Raw genomic sequence first — 1,215 nt, forward strand, 5'->3', positions numbered from 1 at the left:
TGAAGATATTTGTGATGATGCATATCCAGAATTTGGTAGTGAAGATGATTATTACCGTCATGAGTATTATGCTGATTTTGAAGGGTATTATGACGATGACAGCGAATATGAAAGCGATGCTGCGTAAATAAACGCGCGGGCGCGGCGGGGGCGCCCCCCCCTCCTTTAAACATTTCATTAAAATTTACTCAAATATGAACTTAGGGAGTTACCTATGGCTACTATGCTTGTAACTAAAAAATATGAATTAACTAATGAAACTCATATTATTGAAGGTCGTACTTTATATAGAATTAGAGCATTAAAAGATTTTGATAATGTCAAGGCTGGTGCCTTGGGCGGTTTTATTGAAAATGAAAACAACCTCTCTCATGATGGCAATTGCTGGGTTTATGATGATGCGTGTGTTTATAATAATGCTTATGTTTTCGATAATGCAAAAATTGAAGGAAATGCTAAGGTTTTTGATTGTGCAAAAATTTATAATAATGCTAGGGTTGCTGATCATGCCTTGGTTTTTGGAAAAATTTATGTTTACGATTATGCCTGCGTTTTGAACCATGCTGAGGTATCGGACAGAGCTGTTATAAAAGGTCATGCTAAAATCTATGATAATGCTTTATTAACTGGCTATGCTCAAGCTTATGGCAATGCAAAAATTTTTGGCAATGCTCAAGTTTGGTTTTTTGCTATAGTTGGTGATGATGCTTGTATTTATGAGAATGCAAAAATTACAGGCTATACATACATTTGTGATCAAGTGAGTGTTTTTGGCAATTCATATATAGATACAAAAAAATTAAATGGTCATATTAAAATTTGTGATCAAACCATAAAAGACGCTGCGTACATAATGGAGAGGGGCGCGGCGGGGGCGCCTGCTTTCCAAGCAAATTTTTCCATTTCAAATGTTATCAACTGTTTATCACATGAGATTGTGAGGCTATCCCTATGTGCAAAAAATATGAATTAACCAATCAAACAAAACAAATTAAAGATAGACTAACTAAGCAAATGGCAAACCTTTATCGCATTCGGGCTTTAAGAGATTTTGATGATGTTAAGGCTGGCGATCTTGGGGGCTATATTGAAGATGAAAGCAACTTATCTCACTATGGTAATTGCTGGGTGTATGATGAGGCTTGTGTCTATAACTATGCTCATGTTTCTGACAATGCAAAAATACGCCATTTTTCCCGCGTGCGCGGGCGGGTC

Annotated in this window: 2 pseudogenes; both read left to right on the forward strand. The window is 36.6% G+C overall.

Annotated features, from left to right (window positions below):
• Nucleotides 1-214: 214 nt before the first annotated feature.
• Nucleotides 215-847, forward strand: a pseudogene (locus tag ACFINC_RS09135) (hypothetical protein); the annotation flags it as partial.
• A gap of 104 nt (nucleotides 848-951) precedes the next feature.
• A pseudogene (locus tag ACFINC_RS09140) lies at nucleotides 952-1,215 on the forward strand (hypothetical protein); the annotation flags it as partial.

This window comes from Bartonella sp. AP58NXGY, assembly GCF_042195785.1.
Lineage (GTDB): Bacteria > Pseudomonadota > Alphaproteobacteria > Rhizobiales > Rhizobiaceae > Bartonella.